This window comes from Rhodococcus sp. GB-02 (assembly GCF_053470465.1).
The window spans coordinates 1,276,407-1,296,576 of record NZ_JBPUKE010000002.1 but is presented as its reverse complement, the minus strand read 5'-3'; the positions used below and the strand labels follow the sequence as shown (position 1 = coordinate 1,296,576).

At 61.7% G+C, this 20,170-nt stretch carries 23 protein-coding genes and 1 pseudogene; 12 read left to right on the top strand and 12 right to left on the bottom strand.

The genetic code is table 11. From position 1 onward, the window contains the following. Positions 1-14: 14 nt before the first annotated feature. Positions 15-902: a ScbA/BarX family gamma-butyrolactone biosynthesis protein gene (locus ACSW29_RS19410; protein WP_448278045.1), complete on the bottom strand. Its 888-nt coding sequence runs from the start codon at positions 900-902 to the stop codon at positions 15-17. 167 nt (positions 903-1,069) lie between these two features. Further along, positions 1,070-1,729 carry a response regulator transcription factor gene (locus tag ACSW29_RS19405; protein ID WP_448278044.1) on the bottom strand — a complete coding sequence of 220 codons (660 nt, stop codon included), beginning with the start codon at positions 1,727-1,729 and terminating at the stop codon, positions 1,070-1,072. Positions 1,730-2,306: 577 nt separating this feature from the next. Here ACSW29_RS19405 and ACSW29_RS19400 point away from each other — a divergent pair. Further along, positions 2,307-3,806, top strand: coding sequence for a flavin-containing monooxygenase (locus ACSW29_RS19400; protein ID WP_448278043.1), 1,500 nt, complete (start codon positions 2,307-2,309; stop codon positions 3,804-3,806). A 100-nt stretch (positions 3,807-3,906) separates the two neighbouring features. Here ACSW29_RS19400 and ACSW29_RS19395 read toward each other — a convergent pair whose 3' ends face one another. After that, a complete protein-coding gene (locus ACSW29_RS19395; protein ID WP_448278042.1) occupies positions 3,907-4,365 on the bottom strand; it encodes a hypothetical protein in 459 nt (152 codons plus the stop codon). A 77-nt stretch (positions 4,366-4,442) separates the two neighbouring features. On the opposite strand from ACSW29_RS19395, the gene lexA reads away from it, so the two are divergent. Then, positions 4,443-5,132, top strand: a complete 690-nt coding sequence (gene lexA, locus ACSW29_RS19390) for a transcriptional repressor LexA (RefSeq protein WP_020909365.1) — start codon at positions 4,443-4,445, stop codon at positions 5,130-5,132. Between the two features lie 70 nt (positions 5,133-5,202). On the opposite strand, the gene ACSW29_RS19385 is transcribed toward lexA, so the two are convergent. From ACSW29_RS19385 to ACSW29_RS19365, 5 genes and pseudogenes are all read right to left on the bottom strand, one after another. Further along, positions 5,203-6,345, bottom strand: a complete 1,143-nt coding sequence (locus ACSW29_RS19385; RefSeq protein ID WP_230817527.1) for a GGDEF domain-containing protein — start codon at positions 6,343-6,345, stop codon at positions 5,203-5,205. A gap of 118 nt (positions 6,346-6,463) precedes the next feature. Then, a complete protein-coding gene (locus tag ACSW29_RS19380; RefSeq protein ID WP_448278041.1) occupies positions 6,464-6,928 on the bottom strand; it encodes an RrF2 family transcriptional regulator in 465 nt (154 codons plus the stop codon). Positions 6,929-6,989: 61 nt separating this feature from the next. Further along, positions 6,990-7,740, bottom strand: a pseudogene (locus ACSW29_RS19375) (SDR family oxidoreductase). 74 nt (positions 7,741-7,814) lie between these two features. Further along, positions 7,815-8,711, bottom strand: a complete 897-nt coding sequence (locus ACSW29_RS19370) for an LLM class F420-dependent oxidoreductase (RefSeq protein WP_230817529.1) — start codon at positions 8,709-8,711, stop codon at positions 7,815-7,817. Then, positions 8,708-9,028, bottom strand: coding sequence for a GYD domain-containing protein (locus ACSW29_RS19365; RefSeq protein WP_448278040.1), 321 nt, complete (start codon positions 9,026-9,028; stop codon positions 8,708-8,710). The genes ACSW29_RS19370 and ACSW29_RS19365 overlap by 4 nt, the downstream gene beginning before the upstream one ends. Before the next feature lie 81 nt (positions 9,029-9,109). Between ACSW29_RS19365 and ACSW29_RS19360 the strand changes: the two genes are divergently transcribed. From ACSW29_RS19360 to ACSW29_RS19345, 4 genes are all read left to right on the top strand, one after another. After that, entirely contained in the window at positions 9,110-9,292 is a 183-nt protein-coding gene (locus ACSW29_RS19360; protein ID WP_230817531.1) for a hypothetical protein, read from the top strand. Positions 9,293-9,337: 45 nt separating this feature from the next. Continuing rightward, complete coding sequence (locus ACSW29_RS19355) at positions 9,338-10,153, top strand: DUF72 domain-containing protein (protein WP_448278039.1); 816 nt, start codon at positions 9,338-9,340, stop codon at positions 10,151-10,153. 70 nt (positions 10,154-10,223) lie between these two features. Further along, positions 10,224-10,733 carry a hypothetical protein gene (locus ACSW29_RS19350; RefSeq protein ID WP_230817533.1) on the top strand — a complete coding sequence of 170 codons (510 nt, stop codon included), beginning with the start codon at positions 10,224-10,226 and terminating at the stop codon, positions 10,731-10,733. Positions 10,734-10,766: 33 nt separating this feature from the next. After that, positions 10,767-11,222, top strand: a complete 456-nt coding sequence (locus ACSW29_RS19345) for a PPOX class F420-dependent oxidoreductase (RefSeq protein WP_030536493.1) — start codon at positions 10,767-10,769, stop codon at positions 11,220-11,222. Positions 11,223-11,224: 2 nt separating this feature from the next. On the opposite strand, the gene ACSW29_RS19340 is transcribed toward ACSW29_RS19345, so the two are convergent. Beyond that, the gene (locus ACSW29_RS19340) at positions 11,225-11,668 is read right to left on the bottom strand and encodes a winged helix-turn-helix transcriptional regulator (RefSeq protein WP_448278038.1); all 444 of its coding nucleotides are present in this window, start codon (positions 11,666-11,668) and stop codon (positions 11,225-11,227) included. A gap of 117 nt (positions 11,669-11,785) precedes the next feature. On the opposite strand from ACSW29_RS19340, the gene ACSW29_RS19335 reads away from it, so the two are divergent. Next, positions 11,786-12,190, top strand: a complete 405-nt coding sequence (locus ACSW29_RS19335) for a PaaI family thioesterase (RefSeq protein ID WP_019745591.1) — start codon at positions 11,786-11,788, stop codon at positions 12,188-12,190. 1 nt (position 12,191) lies between these two features. Here the strand turns inward: ACSW29_RS19335 and ACSW29_RS19330 are convergent, their stop codons facing one another. Further along, positions 12,192-12,707: a MarR family winged helix-turn-helix transcriptional regulator gene (locus ACSW29_RS19330; RefSeq protein WP_448278037.1), complete on the bottom strand. Its 516-nt coding sequence runs from the start codon at positions 12,705-12,707 to the stop codon at positions 12,192-12,194. Between the two features lie 58 nt (positions 12,708-12,765). Between ACSW29_RS19330 and ACSW29_RS19325 the strand changes: the two genes are divergently transcribed. Both ACSW29_RS19325 and ACSW29_RS19320 read left to right on the top strand, forming a co-directional pair. After that, positions 12,766-14,199, top strand: coding sequence for an FUSC family protein (locus ACSW29_RS19325; RefSeq protein ID WP_347874892.1), 1,434 nt, complete (start codon positions 12,766-12,768; stop codon positions 14,197-14,199). A gap of 42 nt (positions 14,200-14,241) precedes the next feature. Then, the gene (locus ACSW29_RS19320; RefSeq protein WP_124569079.1) at positions 14,242-14,841 is read left to right on the top strand and encodes a TetR/AcrR family transcriptional regulator; all 600 of its coding nucleotides are present in this window, start codon (positions 14,242-14,244) and stop codon (positions 14,839-14,841) included. Between the two features lie 21 nt (positions 14,842-14,862). Here ACSW29_RS19320 and ACSW29_RS19315 read toward each other — a convergent pair whose 3' ends face one another. Then, on the bottom strand, positions 14,863-15,303 hold the full coding sequence (locus ACSW29_RS19315) for a VOC family protein (protein WP_317825932.1): 441 nt from the start codon (positions 15,301-15,303) through the stop codon (positions 14,863-14,865). Positions 15,304-15,478: 175 nt separating this feature from the next. On the opposite strand from ACSW29_RS19315, the gene ACSW29_RS19310 reads away from it, so the two are divergent. Next, entirely contained in the window at positions 15,479-16,642 is a 1,164-nt protein-coding gene (locus ACSW29_RS19310) for an alpha/beta hydrolase family protein (RefSeq protein WP_317825931.1), read from the top strand. Here ACSW29_RS19310 and ACSW29_RS19305 read toward each other — a convergent pair. After that, complete coding sequence (locus tag ACSW29_RS19305; protein WP_448278036.1) at positions 16,557-17,435, bottom strand: TetR/AcrR family transcriptional regulator; 879 nt, start codon at positions 17,433-17,435, stop codon at positions 16,557-16,559. The two genes, ACSW29_RS19310 and ACSW29_RS19305, sit on opposite strands and share 86 nt — an antisense overlap. A gap of 284 nt (positions 17,436-17,719) precedes the next feature. On the opposite strand from ACSW29_RS19305, the gene ACSW29_RS19300 reads away from it, so the two are divergent. Both ACSW29_RS19300 and ACSW29_RS19295 read left to right on the top strand, forming a co-directional pair. Continuing rightward, on the top strand, positions 17,720-18,604 hold the full coding sequence (locus ACSW29_RS19300; RefSeq protein ID WP_225989551.1) for an ABC transporter substrate-binding protein: 885 nt from the start codon (positions 17,720-17,722) through the stop codon (positions 18,602-18,604). Further along, positions 18,601-20,163 (top strand): multicopper oxidase family protein, encoded by a 1,563-nt coding sequence (locus tag ACSW29_RS19295; RefSeq protein WP_448278035.1) that lies wholly within the window; start codon positions 18,601-18,603, stop codon positions 20,161-20,163. Before ACSW29_RS19300 ends, ACSW29_RS19295 begins: the two co-directional genes overlap by 4 nt. Positions 20,164-20,170 lie beyond the last annotated feature (7 nt).

The following is a 20,170-nucleotide window of genomic DNA, read 5'->3' as shown; positions in this document are numbered from 1 at the left end:
GTGTTCGTTCCCTCTCATAATTGGTCCGCAACTGTAAGTTCAAGTTCCGCGGTGGTTTCCAGTTCTTGAGTGAACCGAACTCGGTGCGCATGGCCTGACGCGTCAAGGGGGGTCGTTGACACCTCGCACGGCGTTTCCCATTCAGTGAACCTCGGAAAGACCGCCGAGAGTGAGGCGATCTTTGTTGCTGGGTTGCCGATGTGGAATCGGACCGCTTGTCGGGCGGCCTCGAAGAGAATCATTCCTGGGATGTGGTCGACGGGGTGGTCGAAAAGGGAGTGGTTGCGCGGATCGGGAGTGCAGAACATCGTGTGCCGAGCAGGATCAGTGCTGATGAGCACATCTCCATCGGTCAGGCGTCCGACTCGCTCCGATCCGACTACCGCGGTTCCGGAGGGAACGACGCGCCGGCTCGGGCGGTGGTCTTCTCGTCCTTGCCGAATTCGACGATATCCCTCGGGGCTGACTCCTCGCGCAACAGCGTTGCATCTGGCGACGTGCCGGGTGCCCTCGCTGAGGACCCCGGACACTTCAACGCCCGAGACCGCTCCGTCACGGTGGGTGAGTTTTTCCACGGTCATCGAGAAACTCAACGGCTCCGCTACTGGTTTCACGTCGAGTGCATCCAACATCTCGAAGCTGAATGTTTCCATGAGGAACTTGTAGTGCAGTGGAATGTCGTATCGGGTGTGGCACAGAAGCACCACTGCCTGTCGGAATGCTTCTGCCACCCCGAGCGGATCGTGTTGCTCGCTCGATGCGTCGAATACTCGGTGCGAGACCGGGAGCTGCACAGCAACCTGGTACGCCGAGTCCGATTCGATCCGGTAATCCGTCAAGAAAACCTCGGCAACAGCATGTCTGTGGACGAGATGGCGCGGCACTGTGCGTGTGTATTCCATTGATTGAATGCACCTTTCGATGTTCACTCGTGTCTTTGATGTCGTGTAGGACCCAATGTTCGACGTCCGGGCACGTCGTCGAATCGTCAAAATTGACTATCTTTGCGAACTTCGAGTTCGATCGGGTTGAGCACCCATCTCAATGAGTGCGTCTGGGACACTTCCGGTTAGAAGCGTCCGATCCGAAGCTCGAGTGGGTGTCTGCGTGCGTCGTGACCAGAGCGGCGGAGCATCGCGCAGGCCTCCAGCTGAGAGTGCACCCCAAGCTTCTGCAAGATGCTTCGGATGTGGGCGCGAACCGTGGTCGGTGCAATGTGGGCGGTTCGAGCAATCAAGTCGACATTCGAACCGCCGTAGAGAAGTCCCACGATTTCGAATTCGCGATCGGTGAGACTGCCGATTCGTGCGGTTTCTTCGGTACGCAACCGGATGCGTTGTACGAGAGCGGAGTTGTCGTGTGCAGGCTGAGTGGAGTTGGGGTTGAGGGCGGCCTGCAGCTCATCGAGCAGCGATGGGAACGGTAGTTGAGAGTTGAGCGCGGTGTGGGCGCCCGCTACCAGCCCCCGAATCATGGAGCGGCCGCCACTGAGATCGCCGACCAGGACCGATCCCTCGAGTGCGGAGAGCTCCTTCACCTGCCAGTCGATGCCCCCGAGTGGTAGGAGAACAATCGCTCTACCGTGATCGCTGGTGTGGTGCTTTAACAGTTTCATGTCTGCGGTTTGTGGCCCGGAATCAGCCCTGGTGCTGATTCCGGCAACGATTGCATTGGCGAACCCTCGATCGCTATGAGTGGTGTACACGGTGACTGTGCTGGAGTGTGTCATAGCGACTACATGACCGGTGGGGGTCGAGTCCGCCCGTTCTCGTCGCTGCGAAACCAAAACCGTTGCTTTCAGCGTGGTTTCGTCAGCGGGCTAGTTATCGCAGTGACCTCTCCACTGATGCGTACGAAGGTTACGGCGATATCGCAGTTGCCCGTCCGCCCATGGAAACTCGCGCGTTCGACGCGTCATCCAGGCGAATAGAGTGCGGCACCTCCGGGGCCACGTAAAAGCTCGCCTAGATACCTGGTTGTGAACCCTCGAATTATGTTAGGACGCTGAATATTTGGGCGATGGGTATCTCGCGTAGACGAGCTATCCGACCTTTCCGCCGATGACGTGAACGACACCCCGGTGGCTCGAGGCATTCAGCCGTCTCGGTCGAGTTGCCGTGAGGCCGGTGCGTCGCACCTCAATGTTCCGTACTTGGTCGGGTCGAGATATTGACTGTTACCGACAGTTGCACATACCCTGTTCATTGGCGCTGACCTTAGGGAACCCGGCCTGAACCGGCCGATCGTTCTCGGCCACTGCCGACGCCAGAAGTAGCTTCGCGACGACCTACGAAACGAGTTTCCTCATGACACAGCATGTCGACGTACTGATCATCGGCGCTGGCTTGTCCGGAATCGGCGCGGCTTGTCACCTCATTCGTGAGCAGACCGGAAGCACTTACGCGATCCTCGAGCGCCGCGAGAACATCGGTGGCACCTGGGACCTGTTCAAGTACCCAGGCATCCGTTCGGACTCCGACATGCTCACCTTCGGATTCGGTTTCCGTCCGTGGATCGGGACCAAGGTGCTCGCGGACGGCGCCAGCATCCGTGACTACGTGGAGGAAACCGCCAAGGAATACGGCGTCACCGATCACATCAACTTCGGCCGCAAGGTCGTGGCAATGGACTTCGATCGCGCGACTGCTCGGTGGACCGTGACCGTCCTGGTCGAGGCGACGGGTGAGACCGAGACGTGGACCGCGAACGTCCTCGTCGGCGCCTGTGGTTACTACAACTACGACAAGGGTTACCGCCCCACCTTCCCCGGTGAGGACGACTTCCGCGGTCGGATCGTGCACCCGCAGCACTGGCCGGAGGATCTCGATTACACCGGCAAGAAGGTAGTGGTCATCGGGTCCGGTGCCACCGCGATCACACTGATCCCGTCGATGGCTCCCACGGCCGGCCACGTCACCATGCTGCAGCGCTCACCCACGTGGATCCAGGCGCTGCCCTCCGAGGACCCCGTTGCAGTGGGTCTCAAGTTCGCGCGCGTTCCCGACCAGATTGCGTACAAGATCGGTCGAGCCCGCAATATTGCATTGCAACGCGCCAGCTTTCAGCTTTCACGCACCAACCCGAAGCTGGCAAAGAAGCTGTTCCTCGCCCAGATCCGCTTGCAGCTCGGCAAGAACGTGGACCTGAGTCACTTCACCCCCAGCTACAACCCGTGGGATCAGCGCCTGTGCGTGGTTCCCAACGGGGACCTTTTCAAGGTGCTCAAGAGTGGCAAGGCCGACATCGTCACGGACCGTATCGCCAAGTTCACCGACAAGGGCATCCTGACCGAGTCGGGCCGCGAACTCGAGGCCGACGTCATCGTCACGGCGACCGGCTTGAACGTGCAGATCCTGGGCGGGGCGAGCATGAGCATTGACGGCGAGCCGGTCAAGCTCAACAAGACCGTCGCTTACAAGAGCGTTCTCTACTCCGACATTCCGAACTTCCTGATGATCCTCGGCTACACCAACGCATCCTGGACGCTCAAGGCCGACCTGGCCGCGTCCTATTTGTGTCGCGTACTCAAGATCATGCGTAAGCGTGACTATACGACTTTCGAGGTTCACGCCGAACCCGAGGACTTCGCGGAAGAATCTCTCATGGGCGGAGCTCTGACCTCGGGCTACATTCAGCGCGGCGACGGAGAAATGCCGCGTCAGGGTGCCCGCGGTGCGTGGAAAGTGGTCAACAATTACTACCGCGACCGCAAGCTGATGCACGACGCCGAGATCGAAGACGGCGTGCTGCAGTTCAGCAAGGTCGAGACCCCTGTCGAAACTGCAGACAAGGCCGCCAGCGCCTAGCCGACTCCACCGGGGTGAACCGGTCGCACCACCCAGACGTCGGTCCGACGTCTGGGAAGGTTGAACGTGACGCTGCGAGATATCGGTATGGCGCGACTGCTCAGGCTGATTCTGTCCGCTTGACCCGCACGTTATGCACAACCATCGGGACAGTTATTGCCAGGACCATCGCTATCACGAACACCGATATGAAAACCCAAGGACGTTCTGCATCGGATGCTCGGACGGTCAACACCGCTCCACTCCCAAGCAGGGGCATCCCTGCTGCCGCGAGTAGATCGAGGTGCCGCGGGGCGACGGAAGGTCCGGTGAAGTATGGAACTCGAACCCCCGAGTTCTCCCGAAGCATCCGTCGCTCCGACATCGCGTAAGTGCTCGCGCCGACTGCGAAAATGACCAGTCCCAGGACGACAAGACCAATTCCCGTTCGGGTGGTGAGTGCGGCAAACATGAACACCGATGTCACTGCCGGATAGAGAACCGCCATCTTCCAGAGTGGAGTCTTGGTCCGCGTGTCGACTGCAACACTGACCGGGCGCATCGGTTCGAGAGGCTCCATCAGCTCAGCGTGCCATGCGCCGCTCGGGAAACAAACTGGCTGTGCCGTTTCTGGCAGACTCCGGCTGCCTGGCCTGGATGTCGGGACCCCTCACTACGATTCTCGTCGTGACCGATTACGACGATCTCGACATGTTCGGTGGCCTCGACGCCTCCTCCCTGCCGCTCCGCCAGCAGCAGATTCTGATGACCATCCGGGATCTCGTGGCTGCCAACGGGTGCACGCCGAGCACGCGGCAGATCGGAGACGCGGTTGGTCTGCGCTCGACCTCGACGGTGTCCAAGCACCTCAAGAGCCTCGAAGAGAAGGGTTTCCTCCGCCGAGGAGCGGCCATGGCTCGGCAGTTGGACGTGCGGCCGTTCCTCGTGGGAGCGAAGGAGCAATCGTCGTCGAATACGGTGACGGTTCCGGTCGTCGGTGACATTGCGGCCGGCGCGCCGATCCTCGCGGAGGAGCACGCCGACGAGGTACTCGCGCTTCCTCGCGAGCTGGTCGGTTCCGGTACGGTGTTCGGTCTTCGGGTGCGTGGTGAGTCGATGGTCGACGCAGCTATCTGCGACGGTGACGTCGTCGTGGTGCGCCGCCAGGACGAGGCCCATTCCGGTGAGATCGTCGCCGCGATGATCGACGGGGAGGCCACCGTGAAGGTGCTCCGTCGCCGCGACGGCCACGTTTATCTCGAGCCTCGCAATCCCGCGTACAGCGTCATCGACGGCGACCGAGCGGCCATCTTGGGCAAGGTTGTTTCCGTGATGCGACGTATCTGAGGGGTATCCGGTCTCAGCGACGGTTGGCGCGAAGACCGTCTAGAAGTTGATCGGTATGCGACGTGCTGATTCAGCTCAGATGCGTTACTGCCCAAGCTACCTGGTCTCCACCTCGTCGCTTCGCCCGATACATCGCGTTGTCGGCATCGGCAAGAATCCGATCGATGGTTCCCGAAGCGTCCGGGATTGTCGAAGACAGCCACACGCTGGCTCCGACGCTCACGGAAATCGACTGTCGGCCGGCGGGGCGCGATATCGAGTGGTGGATGTTCACCACGGTTTGTTCGATGCGACGTGGCTCGACAGGCATGAGAATCACGAACTCGTCGCCACCCGTCCGCGCAACCAATCCGACCTCTCCGACGACCGAGTTCAATCGTCGACCCACGGTCACCAGCATCCGATCGCCTTCTGCGTGACCCAGTTTGTCGTTGACGCTCTTGAACGAATCGACGTCGATTACTATCGCAAGGACTACGTGTCCCCGGAGTTCTTCGACATCGAACAGTTGGTGCCAGACGTTGTGCAGCCCACGCCGATTCAGAGCAGCGGTGAGCGGATCTCGCCAAGCGTGTCGCGCGTCGTCGGTCAAATACAGGACGAGAAAATGCACGGTCATCGCGGCTGATGCGATAACACACCCGATGACCAATCCGGTGGACACCGAAAGCGAGGAATCGGTATCCGGATCGGTTACCGCCCGAATTGTCAGTAGTGCTACGACCAGCAGTGCGCCGGCGATCTGTGCCGTGACTATCCGGGGGCTGTGAAACACCGACGAATAGTTCGCGACGACCACGAACAGCACAGCACCGGTCAGTGCCAGGAAGCTCGCGTGGATTCCGGCGAGCAGGATCAAGGACAAACAGATGTTGGTGAGCGCAATGAAGCGAACGGATTGTCGGTGGCTCGGCCAGGATCGTCCGAACGACCAACGAATCATGCAGTACAGCGCGATCACGCATGCTGTCCCAGCAGCGAGTCGTTCAGGGACTTCGGTCGCGCCACCCTTCACGAATTGCGCCAGTACTGCGAGTGCGACGAACACAGCACACCAGAAGGTGACGACGACCCTGGCTGTCCCCAACATCGATCGAGCAGCCAGAAACCTGGGGAACCACTCGCCGTCGTACGCAAGGGACCACCAGCGACGCAACAGTCCCGTTGTCTGACGGATATTCTGCCCCAAACCCGCAGCGCCACTGACTCCCATGAAACCCCCTCCGAGATCCTGCGAAAATTCCCGGAGGCTTCTTCGTCAAGATTTGATCCCCGAACAAGGTACCCGATAGTTGAAAGACGCATTAATGCATCGTGAGGCGTAGACAACTCTAGGGCGAGATCGGTTCGGTCAGGATCTTTCTGAGGGCTGGAAGATCCAGGGTTGCAGCAAGATCGGCAATCGTGACCCCCGACAATGATGCGCGCCAGGCTTTTTCGGCGTCAGCCATGACTTTGGCTATTCCGCAGGCGGAACGGCACTGCTCGGGTGGAGTGGCGAGGATTCCTTGCTGACGAATCTCCGTGCACCGGAACGCAGGTTCGGTGCCGTCAACCGCCTGTACGACGTCGAGAACCGTGATGTTATCGGGAGCTCGGGTGAGAACGTACCCGCCGTCTCGGCCCTCGGTCGGATTGACCAGACCGGCGTGCGCGAGCGCTCGCAGATGCTTCGCCAGGTATGTCTTCGATACCCCGTGAAGTTCGGCGAGTCTGGCTGTGGGTACCGGCCCCTTGGACTGGCTCAGAAGCACACAGCAGTGGAGTGACCACTCCACGCCTCCGGAAAGCCTCATGATTGGACTCTATCGACGCCGCGGAAAGCGGTGCGGATCGGACATCGGTCGAGGGTGTACGTCAGGGCTTCTCGGCAAGCCACGCGTCGTATGTTGTCGGCGCAATCCATGGATCTGCACCGGGCGTCGGGGTAAGTGCCGAGTTGTCGAGTTTCGCGCCGAAGTAGCCGGCCTCGGGATCGGAGATCACCGAGCGGTTGTCGCCGGTGACGATGAACAGGCGCCGGACCAGTTCGTCGATGCCCAGCGGTTCGGGCCCGGCAATCTCGACCGTGCCGTTTTGCGGGGCGGCGGTCACTACCTCGGCGACGTGGGACACGACGTCTCGAGACGCGATGGGTTGCAGATGTCCCGGCGTTGCGTGGACGGCGCCGTCGGTGGTTCCCGCGTCGGCGATTCCGGCGACGAACTCGAAGAACTGGGTCGAGCGGACGATCGCGTTAGGGGATCGGGCCGGCTTTGACCAGGTCTTCCTGGGTGACCTTGGCTCGCATGTACCCGGAATCGGGCAGTCGATCGGCACCCACGATGGACAGAATTACGTGATGCCCGACGCCTGCCTTCTCTTCGGCGGCGAGGATGTGGCCGGTTCCGTCACGGAAGAAGGCCAAGACGTCCTCGTCCGACCAGGACGGGGAATTGGTCAGATCCACGACGACGTCGGCGCCCTCGACGGCTTCGGCGATACCCATGCTGGTGGTGACGTCGATCCCGTCGGCGCGACCGAGTGCCTTCACGTCGTGCCCGGCGTCAGCGAGCCCCGCGGCGACCTGGCTTCCGATGAGCCCGCTCCCGAAGATGACGATCTTCATGATGTTCTCCTTACTTGGATAAGTCATGTCCAAGTATGCTCGGACACAACTTATCCAAGTCAAGAGTTGTCCGGTCAGCCGAAGAGTTCGGCGGCCAGTGCTTCGTAGGTCGCGAGCGGATCACCTTCGGCGGGAAGTGCTTGGATCGCAACGTGATCGGCGCCTGCTGCGACATGCTCGCGAAGCCGATCCGCGATGGACTTCGCGGTACCGCGCGCAACCAGAGCGTCGATGACGCGATCGTTTCCCTCGTTGGCCAACTCTTCGGGTGCAAAACCGAGGCGCTCGAGATTGCTCGTGTAGTTGCGCAAATACAGATAGGGGTTGGCGACGGCGGGACGTCCGATTGCTCTGGCCTTCTCCGGATCGGTTTCCAGAACAACCTTGTGCTCAGGAGCAAGGATCTTCGAGGGTCCGAGGATTTCACGAGCTTCGGCCGTGTGTTCGGGGGTGGTCAGGTACGGATGCGCGCCGGCGGCGCGATCGGCGGACAGTTTCAACACCTTCGGTCCCAGCGCGGCGAGGACGCGGCGAGATTCCGGGACCTGGGCCGCGTCGAGTTCGTCGAGGTAAGACACGAGCGAGGCGTACGGCTTGGTGTAGTCGCCGGTCGCCTCCGGATGTCCGACGCCTACGCCGAGGAGGAATCGACCTGGATGTGCGGCTTCGAGTCGGTGATAGGACTCCGCCACCTCAGCCGCAGGTGAGGACCAGATGTTGACGATTCCGGTTGCCACGGTGATGTGCTCGGTCGCATCGAGGAGTTTCTCGGCGATCCGTAGATCGGCCCGCGGTGAGCCGCCGATCCAGATGGTGCCGAAACCGAGTTTCTCGATCGTTGTTCCCAGTTCGGGCGGCAAACCAGCCGCTCCTCGCCAGATTCCGTAGGTGCCCAGGTCAGGTGTTTGCGTAGTCTCCGTCACAGCGGGTGCAACTCGGGCGCTGCCGGGATCTATTCCTTCTGCCGTCATTTACCCGGCGCACGGTAGTCGGTCGGTCGCTTGACAGCCTCGTCGATCTGCTCCGGCGTGAGCAGTGTGATCGACTCGGAGCGGGCTGCACCTGCGGCAGCCGTGCGAATGCTCAATGCGGCGGCCGCGACGTCGTCCGGCAGGTTGCCGATGACGAACATGTCATGTCCACCGAGTGCGAAGTGGCAGGATTCGACTGTGCCGCCGATGCTTTCGACCATTCGGGTTATCGCGTCGCGTCGAGCAGTGCCTCCCTCCTGCTGTACGCCGGCGGCGCCGGAGGGCGAGTATGTCACTTGCCAGAGGTATTTCGGCATTTCCACTCCTTGCTCGGGATGGGTACTTCGATCGTGTACCCGTAGGGCGCTCGGTGGCAATGGGTAGGGGACAATCACGGCATGGTTGGAACTCCGGTGATCGTGACTATCGTGTCCGTGTGTGTAGGTTTTGTGATCTTCATGCTGGCTGCCAGCGGTGCACGCGGAAGATGGGACCGTCGCCTCGTGATCGCATTGTTCGTCGCCGCGGTGGTGTGCCTGACCGTCGTACCGGTATCCGTCGCGCTCAGTGCCGGAGTTTGAAAACACGGAGTGTAAAAACACTCGAGTGCCGCTTAGTCTGAAGCGATGGCAGATATTCGGGTAGGTATCTCCGGGTGGACGTATCCCGCGTGGCGCGGAGATTTCTATCCGAAAGGTCTTGCTCACCGCAAAGAATTGTCTTATGCCGCAGAGAGATTGACGTCGATCGAGATCAACGGCTCGTTCTATGCGCTGCAGAAGCCGGAAAGCTACACCAAATGGCGCAGTGAAACTCCCGAAGATTTTGTGTTCGCTATCAAGGGCGGCCGGTACATCACGCACATGAAACGGCTGCTCGACGCCCGCGACGGACTCGCGAACTTCTTCGCCGCCGGGACGCTCGCCCTCGGGCCGAAGCTCGGGCCGATTCTGTGGCAACTACCTCCGACGTTGCCGTTCGAACCGCGGCGATTGGCGGACTTCTTCGACGGTCTTCCCCGCACCACGCAGGCTGCAGCTGATCTGGCAGCTCAGCACGACGACAAGCTGACCGACGAGAGAGTGTTCGCGCAGACTGAGCAGGACGAGCCGATCCGTTACGCGGTGGAGGCGCGGCACGCCAGCTTCGAGACCGACGAAGCCGTGGACTTGATGCGCGAGCACTCCATCGGTTTTGTCGTTGCAGACACCGCCGGCAGGTACCCCCGCATCACCACTCCGACGACCGACTTCGTCTATGTGCGGATGCACGGGGACAAGGAGCTGTATGCGAGTGGGTACACCGACGAAGCTCTGGACAAGTGGTCCAAGCGATTTCAGGCCTGGGCGGACGAGGGCCTCGACGTGTACGTCTACTTCGACAACGACATGAAAGGCTTTGCGCCGCATAACGCAATGTCGTTGTTGAAGCGGTTGCACTGACGGAACGCCCAGCCTGTCGGTGGGCTGTGGCAGGCTTCCGCGCGAACGCGAAGACCGAGGAGATATCAGGATGACGCCCGAACAGCGGACGCCCGAACAGAGCTGGCCGACAGCTTGGCCGAACGTGGCCCGTGACATCGCCGATGCCACCGCCGATGCCCTGGTCGCGGTGCGGGCGGCGAATCGTGACGGATTGCTCGCCGCCGTCGAAGAACTGCGCGGGCTCTCCTTCGAGCAGGTCAGCTCAGTTCACGCGGCGATCGTGCGTGAATTGCTCGAGGACACGCATCCGGACGGCTTGTCCAGTGAGGACGTGCAGGATGCGCTGACTACCTGCGCCAAGTCCACGATCGTGTGGCTGCCGGATCTGGACGTTCAGGCGCTCGCTGCGGTCTACACCGGGGCGCTCGGGATCTCGGATCTGGAAGACGATTCGTTCCGCATCGGGCACGGCGCGTACCTGCGTTCGGCGGTCCTGGTCATCGGGAGCTTGTCCACCGGAGTGAAGAAAGCTCAGAGCGCGTACATCATTCGTGCAATCGGCGAAATCGCACGTGCACAGACCATCGAGATGCCCTGAGCGTCAGTTCGTAAATCGAATTAGGCTGAGGTCATGTCCAAGATCGCCAGCGCAGATCGTGTGTCGTTTGCCGAGCTCCTCGAATTCGTCAGGCCGCGCCATCGGGCCACGTTCGTCACGGTGAAGAAATCCGGCGAGCTGCAGATCTCTCCGGTGACGTGTGGTGTCGACGACGAGGGTCGGATTGTCATCTCCACGTACCCGGAACGGGCCAAAGCGGCGAATGTTCGACGGACACCGGCGGTGTCTCTGTGTATCCACTCTGACGAGTGGAACGGTCCGTACGTCCAGGTGAACGGAACCGCGGAGTTGATCGATCTCCCGGATTCGGTGGAACCGTTGGTCGACTACTACCGATCCATCGCCGGTGATCATCCTGACTGGGACGAGTACCGCGAAGCCATGCGCAAGCAGGGCAAGAGCCTGATCCGCGTCACCGTCGACTCGTGGGGTCCAATCGCAACCGGCGGGTTTCCACCCGGACGTTGACGCTATCGAGCAGGTGGCGAGAGTTCGACTACGTGCGCGTCTCTGGCGGCCAGCGGCTCTTTGCAGTGTGCGCACACAACTTGGGCGTGCATGATTTCACCGCAACGATGCTCGACGACGGTTGGTGGCGGACCCGTCGCCGCAAAGGTGTCGCCCCATTCCATGAGTGCCATCAGGATCGGGTAGAGCGCCTTCCCTGATTCGGTGGCGACGTATTCGTAGCGCGGCGGATGTTCTTCATACCGACGCTTTGCGAGGACGTCGGCGTCGACAAGGGTGCGCAGACGCGCGGCGAGGATGTCGCGGCTGGCTCCCGTGCCCGCGGCGATCTCGTCGAACCGTCGTTGCCCGAGGACGATTTCTCTGAGCACCAGAAGTGACCACTTCTCGCCGACGATCTCCAAGGCGTTGGCGATGGAGCAGTTACGTCCTTTTGTCGCCGTCATCTCTGGGCCCCTGCTAGTTGGAAGTGTTAGTTGGAAATTCCAACTTAGCACTTGACGGTATGTATTCGAGGGCGGAAGGTAGGTCGAGAAATCCAACGGAGCAGATGAGGGGTCGTCATGACGGAATTGAATCTCGAGGCAGCAAGCGGATTTGTCAGCGCTGCCGGATTGCAACTGGACGAGGTGTCCGGCACGAAGGTCGTCGGGCACATCGATCTGTCCGAGGCGCATCACACGCCGTGGGGCGTTGTCCACGGCGGTGTCTACACGACCGCCGTCGAGTCCGCCGCGAGCATCGGGGCCAGCACTGCAGTGGCGGACCGTGGCGAATTCGCCGTCGGAGTGCACAACGGAACGGATTTCCTGCGAGCGCGTACGGGTGGGCGCGTGGACGTCGTGGCTGTGCCGATACAGCAGGGCCGGGTTCAGCAGTTGTGGTCGGTGGTCATCACCGATCCGGAATCGGGCAAAGAGGTGGCGCGCGGTCAGGTGCGCTTGCAGAACGTACCGCTGCCGAAGTAGGTCAGTCCCAGATCCCCGAGTCGATGTTGAGTGAGATTCGTTTGAGCAGCGCCGTCAGTTGGGCTCGTTCGCTCTCGTCGAGTCCGGTCAGAACCTGACGGTCTCGCTCGACTCGTCGGGGAAACTCGGCCTCGACTAATTCGCGACCGGCGTCGGTGAGTTGAAGCAGAACCACCCGCCCGTCGTGTTCGAAACGCTGACGCTCGACAAAGCCCAGTTTGGCCAGGCGGTCGGCGTGTTTTGTGGTGGCGGCGCCGCTGACCATCGTGACGGCGGTGACCTCGCTCGCTCGCAGGGGACGGTCGCTGCGAGCGAGTGCGCTCATCACGTCGAATTCGGCGCGAGAGACTCCGCTGGATGCCAGCGCGCGGTCGAGTTGGTGAAGAGACTGCGCGTTGATGCGGGCGATCCTGCCCATCACCTCGACGGGCGCGGTGTCGAACTCGGGGTAGGCGCGCTTCCATTCGTGACGGACTTTGTCGATGAAGTCGTCTTCGGATCTGTTCGCCGCGCCCATGGCCCCATCTTAGCGACAGAATTCACATTACTTCACAAGTAATTTACTAGTGAAATAAATGTATGCTGGTTCGGTGACCCGAACCGAAACCGCAGCCAGGACGCCCAGCCGCCTCACTCATTCGAGTGAGGCCATTGCACACACCGTCTCCGGGGCGACGTGGCGAGCGGCTTTTCGCATCGGGTCCGCGGACGCTACCATCGCGCCCGCGATCAGGGTCGGACTCGCCACCGCCGTAGTGCTCGTGGTCGGCGGACTGCTCGGGCATCGGGAATTGGCCGGCTTCGCGGCCTTGGGCGCGCTGTGTGCCGCCTTCGGTAGGTACGAGCCGTATCCCCGGTTGGCCGGCAAGCTGGCGATGGTCGGTGCCGCATTGGTGGTTTCCATCGCTTTCGGCGGCGCAATGGGTGTTGTGGGCGTTCCGACCTGGTTGCAGATCGGCATCCTCTCGTTGCTTGCCGGTGCGTCGTACTGCTTCATGTCGGGCTTCCGGATCACCGGACCAGGGCCAGTCATCCTCGTCTTCGCGGCGACCGGTGCAGCCGGATATGCCTCCAGTGTCGATGATCTGGCGAGACTGGTGACTGCCGGTGCGCTTGGAGTTCTGGTTGGTTGGGTGGCCGCGATGCTCCCAGCGCTCGTACTGCCGATGGGACCTGCCCGCCTGGCGGTGGCTCGTGCAGTCTCTGCGGTGGGGCGTCTCGAACAGTCCGGCACAGACGGAGTGGAACCGGCGCTCGGATCGATTGCCAACGCCCGCTTGGTCATTGCGTCGAGCGGTCGAATCAAGTCGACCGTCGATCACGGACGTGAACTGGTGGCAGTGCTCGACGAAGCAGAAGCGGCAGTACAGCAGTGGCAGTTGCACGGCGACGCGACTTTGATCCGGAGTATTGCTCAGCACGAGAAGGAGCTTCGGAAGCTCAAGCGCTCCAGCATGATCGAACACGACCTTGCGCCGGCACGAACCCTGGCGGCGCCCGAAGGTTATTTCCTCGAAGGATTGCGCCGACTGTATTCGCGCCCGGTGCGGATGAATGCTCTCCGCATCGTGGCCGCCTCGGCTCTGGCCGGTTGGCTCGCGGCGGGAGCCGGGCTGGAGCATCCGCTGTGGGCATCGATGGGTGCCATCGCCGCGATGCAGGGGCTGAACTACAAGCAGACCGTCCAGCGCGGGATTCAGCGGTTGGTGGGAAATGTCGGTGGCGCCGTCGTCGCTGCTGCTCTCATCGCGCTGACGCTCGGTTACTGGCAAGCCGTTGCCGTGGTTGTGATTCTGCAGACTGCCGCGGAGCTACTCGTGATCAAGAACTATGCGCTGACGTCACTGGCCGTCACTCCGATGGCACTCCTACTCATCGGTTTCAGCGCTCCGATCGGGACCGATGCGGCAGTGGCTCGCGTCGCGGACACTCTCATCGGCGTGGTGATCGGTGTCGTCGTCGCCGCTGTCACGATCAGTCGATCGGATCGCCACCACGTCACCGTGTGACCCAGTGCTGCTGTGTTTCCAATCCTCCGTAGGCTCCTGCAAGTGGAGGACAGCACGCCGATCGACGGCCGGAAACTGCGTTACCAGCATCGCCGTGCCGAATTGCTCGAGCAGGTAACCGCGTATGTCACGGCGAACGGCGTCGGTGAATTGTCCATGCGGCCGTTGGCCAAGGACCTGGGGATCAGCCATGCGACACTCATCCATCATTTCGGTTCGAAGGAACAACTGCTCACTGAAGTAGTCGCCACCCTGCGAGACAGCTCTTCTCTCGACATCTCTTCCGGGACCGACATCGTCGAGATGATGACGAGTTACTGGAATCGGCGCACATCAGCGGAATCGTTGCCGAACTTTCGCTTGATGTTCGAGATCTACGGACAGGCGTTGTTGCATCCGGAGCGGTATCGCGAGTTTCTCGATCATGTGGTGGGGGACTGGTTGGGTGGTTTGACGGAAGCTGCGCTCGCGCATGGATGTCCGCCCGATCGCGCTGATCGGTACGCGACGATCGTGTTGGCGCAGATTCGGGGGTTGACGCTCGATCTCGTGACCACCGGTGACCGCGTCAGAATTGACGCGGCGTTCGCCGAATTCGCGGCCGCGATGGGCGCTTTGGTCAGCTCCTGGAAGGCGATCTGACGGTCCGGTCGTCGTGATGCCTCAGCCGATCTGCTCGAACAGAGACACGATGAGTCCTTCCGGCCCTCGGACATAGGCCATGCGCACACTGTTCTCGTACTCGCCGATCCCGCCGATGAGCCCGTAACCGTCCGCAGCCACCGCGTCGACCGCCGCCTGGAGATCGCCCACCTGGAAAGACACGTTGCGCAGACCGATCTCGTTGGCCATTGGAGCAGTCGATCCGGGTGTGTGGTCAGGCGTGACGAAGGACGAGAGCTCGAGCCGTGATCCTTCGCCCGGAGGGCGCAGCATTGCGATTTCACACTTGGCTCCAGGGATACCGCAGACGGTTTCCACGAACTCACCCTCCACGGATCCGGTGCCCTCCAGTTCGAGCCCCAGTCCGACGAAGAACGCCGTTGCCGATTCGAGGTTCGCGACGGTGATACCGATGTGGTCGAAACGCTGTACGTGTGCCATGGATCCATCCTCCTGCGGTTGTTTCGTGCCGGTTCGATGCTAGGTCGGAGTCGGGGCCGGGATCTCGACATGTACGTGTCGCAAAGCTGCAAGATTTTGCTTGACCGATCGGTTAAACAAAATCTACGATAACGTCCAACGAGGTCGCCCACCGCACGAACCGGAGTCGTCAGACGTGAAATTCCAGTCGAAGTCGTTTGCCCGCATATCCATCGCAGCCCTCTGTGCTGCAACGATCGGCTCCGCCGTTGCTGCGCCTGTCGCGTCCGCGCAGGCGCCGAGCGCGTCGCAGGCCACGGGCACGGTGGTGTCGAGTGAGCCGCTGCCGAAGGGTCTGTGGATTCCGGGTACCGCCGACGCCAAGCGGTTCACGTATTGGACCATCGGTTCCAATGGCGGACCTGCGCTGAGCAGTGGCGCGTACTACGTCCCGGCCGGTCCCGCTCCGGAAGGTGGTTGGCCCGTCATCGCCTGGGCGCACGGCACCACCGGACTCGACGATTCCTGTGCCCCTTCGCTGGTCGGTCCCGGCCTGCCCGAACGTGACTACCCGTACCTGGGGCGCTGGCTCTCGGAGGGCTACGCCGTCGTCGCCACCGACTACGTCGGTCTGGGTACACCAGGGCTGATGCCGTACCTCGACGGAAAGGTGGAGGCGCACAGCGTAGTCGACTCGGTCAAGGCGGCCCGGGTCATCGACTCCTCCATCTCGAATCGTTGGGCAGTGGTCGGACAGTCGCAGGGCGGCGGTGCGGCCATCACGACGGCCCGCTACGCCACCGAATACGGTGGGGATTCGCTCGACTACCGCGGTGGCGTGGGTACCGGAGTGCCGGCCAACATCGAGTTGACCCTCCTGCCTGCCGGTCCGGGCTTCCCTCCCATCGCCCTCGGCGGCGGGTTGACGTCGTACGCGCTCTACATCCTCGCGGGCTTGCGGGAAGCGCACCCCGAGATCGACTTGAATTCCTACCTGAACGACTTGGGAAGGGAAAAGGTCGACTCGGCCGAAAAGCTCTGCGCCGCAGACCTGGACGAGGCATCCAAGGATCTGGTCCTCGGTGACATCTTCTCCCGCCCGCTCAGTCAGATCCCGAACTTCCAGGGTCTGCTGAACGATTACATGGGTGTACCGACCAGTGGATACGACCGCCCTATCTTTATCGGCCAGGGCCTGCTTGACGTGGATGTCCCTGCACCGTCTGCACTTTCGCTGGTTGCAGCGTTGGTCGCCAACGGTGAACCGGTCACGTTCAAGACCTACAACACCGATCACAGCGGCGCTTTGGTCGAATCGCAGGCCGACACGATTCCGTTTGTCGCGAACCTGTTCCGCTAGGCATACCGAGAATCCAGATCATCCGCGGGGTCGCTGTCGCGCAAGTGCGACGACCCCGCGACCCTATCTGTGACTCTTTGATTGCGTCCAGCCGCGCCTCTAGACCGTCGAGGACACGGTCGAGTGTGTAGCGATAGTGTTCTGCCCGTGTTGCTTCCGCAGCATCCGGTGGACCGGCAAATTTCCCGATCAGTGTCTCCATCGATGAACGGGGATCTGAGGGTCCGTCGTTGCTCAGGCGTTCCAGCATCGCGCTGTGATCGGGTGAAGGCTGTCCGCTGGGAATGCGCCTGGCGTCGTTCATGGCAATCAGTGTGGTTGTCGAAGTGAAGGCGACGGTGTAAGCCTGAGCGGCTTCTTCCCCGAACCCGGCGGCGGTCAGTGAAGCCAATCCGGCCTCCATGAGTTCCCGGCTGCGCTGGGTGGCAACTCCGTTCATCAGCAGCCACTGTGCCGCGCCTGGACACTCGATCAAGGCCTCTCGCATCTGCAAGAGCAGATGCGTCAGCCATTGACGCCAATCTTCTTGTGCGGATGGCACGTTCACGGCCGACACCGCACTGTCGACCACCGCAGCCGAGAGTGCGTCCCGATCTCCGACGAGTCGATAGACGACGGAGAACGACGTATCGAGTTCGCTGAGCAGCTGCCGCAGCGACCAGCCCTCGACTCCGTGCTCGCGACTGAGCCCGAGCGCCGCGGTCAGCACGGCGTCCGCAGTTATCCCGGTGTTGTAACTCCGGCGGCGCTGTGATTTCGCGGCGGACTTCTTGTCAGGTGATGGCGCAGTCATGGTCCGACCGAGCTTAGCGGCGTCGGATCGGGTCGCGTAGTCGACGCAACCGATTGACGGATGAACTTAGGTGAGGTTTACTTGCCAAATCCGAGCAGTGCTCCGATTTGTATCGAACCCCCGATTTTTCGAAGCTGAAGGACATTATGAAGTTGAAAACGCGACCCGGTTACCTATCGAGGCTGGGAGCTTCGCTGCTGGTCAGTGTCGTTGCCCTGACTGTGGCCGCCTGTAGCTCGAGTGAGGCGGGACCGACGACGGAACCTGCCGAGGGAACGCGTGTTGTGTCCCACGAATTCGGTGAGACGTCGGTTCCGGGCGACCTCGGGCGAATTGTTTCCCTCGACGAATACGCCGCACTCGGTCTCCTTGCCGTCGGCATCACCCCTGACGTGGTCTTCACGTCGTGGGGATCGGAGATCGGTCAGGACATCTTGGCGTCAGCGGGTACCGAGGTGGTCACGGTGCCGCCGCTCGGTGCACCCCCGATCGAGCAGGTCCTCGCCCAGGATCCTGGACTGGTCATCTTCACGTCGATGGGCGATCGGAGCTACTACGACTCCCTCGCGTCGACCGTCCCCACAGTGCCGGTCCCGGCCGTCACAACTCCGTGGCGTGAGAATCTTGCCTTCTTCGGACGCGCTTTTGATCGTCAGTCGGTTGCCGACAAGTTGACTGTCGCTTTGGAAGGCAAGATCGCTGACGTCTCTGCTCGGTCCGGTGGTGAGGCGAACACCGTGTCGGTGTTGATGAGCAGTTCTGGAATCCTTGCCACCACCACCGAGCAGGCGCCGCCGTCGTTGCTGTTGGCGGAGAGCGGCTTCGGGCGTCCGGAATCCCAAAGAGCGAATGCCGCTGGAGGACTGCCGTATGCGCCCCTGTCCGACGAGGCGATCCCGGCGCAGGATGCTCGGATCGTGGCCGTGTTCGACGAGGGCGTGTACGAGTTCGGCAAGGTTGCCGGTGTTCCCGGGTTCTCGAGTCTTTCAGCGGTGCAGGAGAACCGAGTGGCCAAGGTCAACGGAGACATGTGGCTCGCCACTCATCCCTTCGCCACTTTCTGGATGATCGAGGATATGGATGCCATGGCTGCCGGCAATCTGACCGGCACCGGAACCGAAGCTGTTGCCGCGACGCGCTATCAGGAATTCACGGCGCTGACGGCATGAGTTCGAGTGCGTTGAGTCGGCGCCTGGCTCTGCGATGGGGAGCGGTGACTCTCGGCTCGGCGGCTGTGGGTTCTGCGGCTTTGGGTTCTGTGGCATTGAGCGCGTGCAGCCGTGGCTCGGCGAACGAAACCAGTTCTGAGATTTCACCGTTCGACGACGAAGTACGTGCTGCCGAACAGGCGAGATTTCGTAGCGGGCACACAGTCCGACGGAATCTGACAGCTGCACCCGCTCGGGTGAGTCTGGGCGCCAGAGGGGTGGACACATGGTCGTACGGTGCAGAAGCGGTGGGTCCGGAGATTCGAATCTCCAAGGGAGACCGGCTCAACGTTCGGTTGCAGAACGACCTTCCGACGGAGACCTCGGTGCACTGGCACGGCATTGCGATCCGCAACGACATGGACGGTGTCCCACCGGTCACCCAGGAACGAATCCGACCAGGTGCCGAGTTCACCTACGATTTCGTGGCCCCGGATCACGGAACATATTGGTACCACTCCCATTCCGGATTGCAGGCCGATCGAGGGCTATTCGGTGCACTCGTGGTCGAGGACCCGAACGACCGGACCGGAGCCGACGAGGACGTCGTCATCGTGATCGACGACTGGCTCGACGGGCTGGGAACAACCCCGGATGCAGTGCTTCGCGCATTGTCACCGGACGTACAGGGAGGACACCACGGGCACGGCGGAGCTCCACCGGAAGTCGATGATGCAGAGATTGATTCTGCCGCAGAACTTCTCGCCAGCGGTCACGGAAACTCCGAGGCGCTCGGTGGAATGGTAACGCACATCACGTATCCACTGCACCTGATCAACGGACGGCCCGTGGAAGATCCCTTCGTCGTCAGTGCGGCGGCCGGAACACGGCTTCGATTGCGGGTGATCAATGCCGGGGCGGAGACTCCGTACCGTTTCTCGGTCGCCGGGCACGAGTTGACCGTTGTCAGTGCTGACGGGCAGGACATCGCCTACACAGCCGGAGACGAGATTCTGATCGCACCCGCGCAGCGATACGACGTATTGGTGACGGTGCAGTCCGGTTCGTGGCCCATTGCCGCGAAGGTGGAAGGGAAGCCAGGTGGCGCCGCGTGCCTGCTTCGGACGCCGGATTCGGTAGCGAGGGTCGACCTGACTTCTCCTGCAGTGCTGTCAGAGTCCGGCGGTCGACTCGTTCTGGAACCGACGCTTCGACCGTCGGGCGCGCGGGAACAGCGGGTGCCGGATCGTGAGTATTCGGTTGATCTCATCCAGGCCGGGGATCGATACGTCTGGGGAATGGCGGGCGCCGATGCGGGTCGGTTGATCATGAAGCAGGGCGAGCGAATACGAATCGTCATGAACAACAACACCGATATGTGGCATCCGATGCACACCCACGGACACACCTTCTCGGTTCCCTCGTACGGCGGGCTTCGCCGAGACACCGTGATCGTGCTTCCGCGTGCACAATTGGCGATCGACTTCGACGCCGACAATCCAGGACGGTGGATGTTCCACTGTCACAACGCGTACCACTTCGAGGCCGGGATGACTGCCGACCTCCACTACGTTCGATGAGGAGAGC